The 6,103-nt window shown below is 71.5% G+C and carries 5 protein-coding genes; 1 reads left to right on the forward strand and 4 read right to left on the reverse strand.

What is annotated here, in order from left to right; translation table 11 throughout:
- Window positions 1-330: 330 nt before the first annotated feature.
- Window positions 331-1,356, forward strand: coding sequence for an AI-2E family transporter (locus ABZ444_RS51160; RefSeq protein ID WP_357984373.1), 1,026 nt, complete (start codon window positions 331-333; stop codon window positions 1,354-1,356).
- Here ABZ444_RS51160 and ABZ444_RS51165 read toward each other — a convergent pair.
- From ABZ444_RS51165 to ABZ444_RS51180, 4 genes are all read right to left on the reverse strand, one after another.
- On the reverse strand, window positions 1,333-2,055 hold the full coding sequence (locus ABZ444_RS51165; RefSeq protein WP_358012629.1) for a DUF6597 domain-containing transcriptional factor: 723 nt from the start codon (window positions 2,053-2,055) through the stop codon (window positions 1,333-1,335). The two genes, ABZ444_RS51160 and ABZ444_RS51165, sit on opposite strands and share 24 nt — an antisense overlap.
- Before the next feature lie 36 nt (window positions 2,056-2,091).
- Complete coding sequence (locus tag ABZ444_RS51170; protein ID WP_358012631.1) at window positions 2,092-2,946, reverse strand: hypothetical protein; 855 nt, start codon at window positions 2,944-2,946, stop codon at window positions 2,092-2,094.
- Window positions 2,947-3,033: 87 nt separating this feature from the next.
- Window positions 3,034-4,809: a hypothetical protein gene (locus ABZ444_RS51175; protein WP_358012633.1), complete on the reverse strand. Its 1,776-nt coding sequence runs from the start codon at window positions 4,807-4,809 to the stop codon at window positions 3,034-3,036.
- Window positions 4,806-5,867, reverse strand: a complete 1,062-nt coding sequence (locus ABZ444_RS51180) for a MoxR family ATPase (RefSeq protein ID WP_358012635.1) — start codon at window positions 5,865-5,867, stop codon at window positions 4,806-4,808. The genes ABZ444_RS51175 and ABZ444_RS51180 overlap by 4 nt, the downstream gene beginning before the upstream one ends.
- Window positions 5,868-6,103: the final 236 nt, after the last annotated feature.

Below are 6,103 nucleotides of genomic sequence, written 5' to 3' on the forward strand. Positions count from 1 at the left end.
TTCGTTGTGTCTTAATTCTTTCAGCCGTTCAAGTCTCTGTCAAATTGACCGGACTTGCTCGACCTGCTGGAATTAAGTCGCGCCCCGCTTCCGGGGCAACCCCTCTAACTTACTCCCAAGTCTGACTCTTGTCGAATCGACCTTCCGTTGGACGCGGACGTCCGCCGGAGTGGCAGTGTCTGGAGGTGGCCCCCGAGTGAGGTCGGCGATCAACGCCTTCCTCGTGGGACTGGTGAACTCTATGTACGGTCCCCAGAACCGTCAAATCGGCGGCCCGCCACACGTCGGCAAGGCATGGTGGGTAGGTATTCCGGCGTGCGAGATCAATCCGTGCCGAGAGCACTCATCCTCCTGGTGGGCATCGCCGGCGCGGTGATCGCCCTGTTCGGGCTGCGCGAGGTGAATTCCATCGTCGGGCCCGTCGTACTGGCGCTCGTGCTGGTCATCGCCGTGGCGCCGGTGCGTAACTGGCTGACGGCGCGGCGGGCGCCCATCTGGGTGCAGGTGGCCGTGCCGTTCCTGATCGTGGTGCTGGTGCTGCTCGGCATGGTGGGGATCCTGACGATCTCCGTCACTCAGCTCGCCTCGTTGCTGCCGACGTACGCCAAACAGTTCGAGGAGCTGCTGGCGGCGTCGCAACACTGGGCCAGCACCCACGGTCTGGGCAACGACGTTCTGGCCAAGGCGGTGCAGGCGTTCGATCCCGGCCGGATGCTGGGGCTGGCGCAGAGCCTGCTCGGGAGCCTGATCGGCGTGTTGTCGAGCCTGTTCCTGATCGTTGTGCTGTTGCTGGCGATGTGCCTCGACGCGCCGGTGACGGCGCGGATCCTCACCACCGGCGAGGGGAACCGGCCGCAGCTGGTGACGGCGCTGGCGACGTTCGCGCACAAGACGCGGCGGTATCTCATCGTCTCGACCGTCTTCGGGCTGATCGACGCGGTTCTCGACGTCATCGTGCTGTCGTTGCTGGACGTGCCGTTGCCGCTGTTGTGGGGGGTGCTGGCGTTGATCGCCAACTACATCCCGAACATCGGGTTCGTCATCGGGCTGCTGCCGCCCGCCCTGCTGGCGCTCCTGCACGGCGGCGTCAAGACGATGGTGCTGGTCGTCGTGGCCTACATCGTCATCAACGTGGTCACGCAGTCGTTCATCATGCCGAAGTTCCTGGGGGACGCGGTGGGGCTCTCGACCACGATGACGTTCCTGTCGCTGATCGTGTGGACGTTCATGCTGGGGCCGCTCGGCGCGATCCTGGCGATCCCGCTCAGCCTGCTGGCGCGGGCGGTGCTGATCGACAGCGACCCGAGCGCGAAGTGGGCGCAGGCGCTGGTGTCAGGGAAGATGCCGGACGGGTGAGAGCAGACGGCCCAGCGGGACGCCGCTCAGCCGCTTCACGTCGTGGGACAGGTGGGCCTGGTCGGCGTAGCCGGCGCGGACCGCCGCCTCCGCCGCTGGGACGCCCGCGCGGGCCAGGGTGAGCGCGCGCTGGAAGCGGACGATGCGCTGGAGGGTCTTGGGCGAGTAGCCGAAGGAGGCGACGCTGCGGCGGTGGAGCTGGCGTTCGCTGAGACCGATGGACCAGGCGACGTCGCGCACGCTGCGGCCCATGCGCAGCGCCCCGGCGATGGCGGGCGCGGCACGGTCGGGGGCGGGGGTCTCACGCAGGCGGGTCAGGACGGCGGCGCGCATGGCCGCGAGCCGCGCCGGCATGTCGGGCGCGGGCGTCGCGTCGGACAGCAGGCGGGACGTGACGGTGAGGGCGGGCAGGGCGGCGAGCGGGACACGGCGGTCGCGCAGCTCGTGGATCGGGACGCCGAAGACGGCACCCGCCGCGCCGGGCTTGAACCGGATGCCGACGTAGGCGTCGCCCGGCGCCATCGAGGTCGGCACCGGGCCGGTGTCGGGGCCGGCCACGAAGAGGCCGCCGGGGCCCCAGATGAGGTCGACGCAGGCGTCGGGCACCACGAGCTGCGTGGTGTCGCCCTCGCTGACCTGGTGCCACACGCAGGCGACACGGCCGGCGAGAGCGTCGCCCGGGTGCCGTTCCGCGTACATGCCTCCAACGTACGCGACCCCGCCGACAGAATCCGTTCAGGCGGGCAGGCGGCCGTACGCGTGCAGGGTCTTCAGGTGCGCCACGGTCAGGTAGCCCGCCCATTCGTGCGCGACCAGCGGGGTCCAGGCGTTCCAGTTCGGCTGCCAGCCGCCTTCCGGGGACTGGGCGGCGGCCATGGCGTCCAGGTGGGTGTCGAGGGTGGCGGCGTCGAAGAGGGGCAGGGCCGACGGCGCGGGTGCGAAGTCGAGGGGGTGGTGGACCGCGCCCTCGGCGTGCGGGTCGAAGGTGACCGTGGCCAGGACGGCCTCGCGCAGCCGGGCGAACTCGGCCTGCGCGCGGTCCCGGTCGGGGACGTGTTCGAGGAACACGAGCAGGGCGCGGGCCTCGTACGGAGTGGTCCGCGTGAGCCCGGCGATGCGCGACCAGCAGAAGTCGGTGGCGGGCCCGAGCCAGGGGTGGGTGACGCCGTGCTTGTGCAGCAGCCCGGCGAGCACGGCGGTGGGGTTGAGGTCGCCGGGCGGGTCGTCGGAGGTCTGCCACCAGGGCGCGCGCGGCGTGTCGCGGACGGACGGCAGCACGAACGGCACCCCGCCCCCGGCGGCCGTGATGCCCGCCAGGTAGTCGCAGGCGGCGGCGACCATCGGCGAGTCGAAGGCGTCGAGCTCGTCGAGGATCCAGAAGGCGACCTCGACCGGTTGCGGCTGGCTGGCGGCGCCGCGCAGGTCGGGCTCCAGGGCGTTGCCGAAGCCGCCGTCGGCGTTCTGGTAGCAGCGCAGGGCGTCGAGCACGCGGGTGCGGGAGCCGTCCGCGAACAGGGCCTCGAACCTCAGTCTGTCGATGAGCCTGCCGTGGAGTCGCAGGAACTGTGCTGCTCGGTCGAGTGTGTCCATGTCCGCGCTTTCGTGGAGAGGGCCGTGTCCGGCGAGGCTACCGTCGGGGGCGCGGACGGCTCTTGTCGGAATCGGACGCGTCCGGGGTCACTTCATGAAGAAGACCGGGCCGCGCGGCCGGAAGGGCAGCGGCGCGCCCTGGGGCACCAGGAAGGCGTGCTCGCGGCGGATGCGCAGCACGTCGCACTGCCCGTCGGTGATCAGCAGGATGGGGCCGTCGGGTGGGAAGTCGTCGGCACGTTCGAGCAGCTTGACGCCGGGCTGGAGGATCGTGCCGCCGCGGCCGCGCACCCTGACCCGGCCGGCGATCTCCTCGACCGGCAGGTAGCCGGCGTCGTAGGCCGTGGCGTCGCAGAAGACGACCCTGGCCCGGGGCACGTCGCGGGCGGCGGCGTAGGAGGCGATGGCGCCGAGGGCCTTGCCGAGCAGCTTGACGTCCATGGAGCCGGAGGTGTCGAGGACGACGCCGAACGTCTTCCTGCGTACGACCTCCTCGGGCCGTACCCGGCCGGGGCGCGGGATGCCGGGGCTGGCGGCCTGGCGGCGGGAGGCGCGGGCGTACGAGCGGCGCGACTCCTCGGGCCGGAAGTGCTCGTCGAACCAGCGGGCGAGCTGGGCGTCCCAGGGCAGGGGCGGCTGTTCGAGCGCGCGGATCTCCTGTTCGAGCCCGGCGGGCAGCAGGCCGCGTCCGCTGGACTGGTGGTAGGCCAGGCCGGTGCACAGGGCGTTGCGGTAGTAGTCGTCGAGGTCGACGTAGCCGCGGGCCTGGCGGGCCGGGCGGTCGAGCACGTCGCCCATGCCCCGGCCGCGCAGGGTGCCCAGCTTGCGCATGCGCCGCAGGTCGCCGGCGATCTGGTCGTAGACGGCCTCGGCGGACATAGTGCTGAGCGACTGGTCGAACAGCAGTCCTTCGGGCATCTCGCCGACGCCCATCTCGACCAGCCAGCCGTTGATCACGTAGTCGCAGGCGACGTTCCACAGGTACGGGTCGCGCATGCCGGCCCGTTCGCCGTGCCGCAGGGCGGCGTGCAGCATCTCGTGGGCGAGCACGAAACGCCATTCGGGCTCGGTGTGCGTGGCCAGCGGGTTGACGTAGATCTCGGCCGCCTCGGCGCTGACGGCGGCGATCGAGATGTCCCAGGCCCTGGCCAGCTCGGCGTCGGAGACGATCTTCATGCCCGCGGCCAGCGCGCCGAGCAGCGGGTACGACGACATGAACCAGCGCAGCGCGTCGTCCCAGGGGCCCTTGACGTGGCCTTCGACGGGGGTGCGCGGCGCGCCGGCCCGGTCGAGCGCGGACGTGGCGGACCAGGCGACGCCGATCGCGAAGCCGCGCTGGAAGTCGAAGTGCTCGGCGTCCTCCTCGGTGCCGATGTGGAAGTCGGCCGGGCCGAGCGGCTGGAACCGAGGCGGGACGCCGACCCTGCGCCACCGTTCGGAGAGCGTCACCTCGTCCTCCTCGGGCAGCTCGTCGGGCAGCGGCGCGGGGCAGTGTCCGATCTTGACGGTGCGCAGGAAACGGTCGACCGCCACGCAGCAGGCGGCGTGGTAGGCGGGGTCGGGCAGATCGCCGTCGACGTCCTTGGGGGCGCAGACGCGCGGGTCGGCGTGGCCGAAGCCCAGGTGGAGCAGCAGGTGGGCGAAGACCCATGCCCACTCCGCGGCGGGGGCGCGGCGCTTGGGGTGGAAGGTGACGTCGCCGTCGTCGGCGACGACGGCCCACGTCTCGGGCGGCAGCCGGCCGTCGGCCGCCTCCAGCAGGGTGCCGTGCAGGCCGGCGAACAGCGGGTGGCGGTTGACGGCGGCCCAGCCGTTCATGACCTCGGCCCGCCAGGGGTCGGCCTTGGGCTTGCGGCGGCTCACGCGCGGGCCGCCATGAGCCGGGGCACGTCTCTGCCGATCTCGACGAGGAACCAGGTGGGCAGCGCGGGCGCGCCGTCGGCGTCGTTGGCGATGACGAGCTGGGCGCATTCGAGGGAGATCTCGGCCAGCTCGACGAGCAGTGTCTTGGCGCGGAAGCCGAGGTCGCGGCCGCGGGCCGAGGCGCCGCGCTTGTCGGCGGGCAGCTCCTTGATCAGGCGGGCGCGGAAGGTCTCGGCCAGGAAGTAGAGCAGGTCGCGCTCCTCGGGGCGGCGCGGCCAGGGCGCCTCGCCCTTGAGCACGGCGTCGAGGTCGTAGGCGTGCCGGACGGTCTTGACGTAGGCGCGGAAGGCGGAGGCGTGGGCGGTGGTGAGGGTGCCGAAGGCGAGCATCGCGAGGGTCTCGTCGCCGACGTCGTCGCCGTAGGAGGTGAGCACGTCGGAGAGCATGTGCCAGGCGCGCGGCGAGGAGAACGGCTCCTCGGTCTTGGGCGGCGGGCTCCACAGGTGGTCGGGGCGCTGGGCGAGGTAGTCGACGATCCAGGGGTGGATGGCGGCGGCCGCCGCCCACTTCAGCCAGTCGTCGGCCGAGGCGCGCAGGTGCACGTGGACCAGGCGGTTGATCAGGGCCGAAGCCATCGGGCGGGCCAGCGCGTTGTCGGTGGCCCGGTTGCCGGCGCCGATCACGACCGACCCGGCGGGCAGCTCGTACGTGCCGATGCGGCGGTCGAGGATCAGCGAGTAGAACGCCTTCTGCACCTCGGGCGCGGAGGCGTTGAGCTCGTCGAGGAACAGGCAGTAGGGCTCGTCGCGGGCGATGGACTCCGGCGGCGCGAACCGGCTGCGCCCGCCGACCAGCTCGGGCACGCCGATCAGGTCCTCGGGGGCGAGCTGGGTGCCGAGCAGGGTCACGCAGTCGAGACCGAGCGAGCCGGCGAACTCGCGTACCAGCGAGCTCTTGCCGATGCCGGGCGCGCCCCACAGGAAGACCGGGCGGACCACGGCGACGTGCAGCAGCACCTCCGGAAGCTGCGCCGGGGTGACGGTGACCGTTGCCTGCATGCGTCCAAGGGTGACGAACCGGGCCTGCCCGCGCATCACATTAATCGTTTGCCCTGGTGACGCTGCCCGGCCTACTGTCGGCGGCATGTGTTCCATGTTCTGCACCGTGTTCATCCGCATCCGCCGCGGCCGGGCTCTGGCCCGCTAGCCCCGTTTTCCGCACGTGAGTGATCTTCAGCGGATGTCTCGTGGATCGATGTCGAGAAGGTCCAGGAGATGCAGTTGAAGGTCGGTGG

The sequence above is a fragment of the Nonomuraea sp. NPDC005730 genome (genome assembly GCF_040630865.1).
Taxonomy (GTDB): Bacteria; Actinomycetota; Actinomycetes; order Streptosporangiales; family Streptosporangiaceae; genus Nonomuraea.

Bases quoted from the DNA above. Each gene is read 5' to 3' on its own strand.
- ABZ444_RS51165 (WP_358012629.1), bottom strand. From the start codon at position 2,055: ATGTACGCGGAACGGCACCCGGGCGACGCTCTCGCCGGCCGTGTCGCC.
- ABZ444_RS51170 (WP_358012631.1), bottom strand. From the start codon at position 2,946: ATGGACACACTCGACCGAGCAGCACAGTTCCTGCGACTCCACGGCAGG.
- ABZ444_RS51180 (WP_358012635.1), bottom strand. From the start codon at position 5,867: ATGCAGGCAACGGTCACCGTCACCCCGGCGCAGCTTCCGGAGGTGCTG.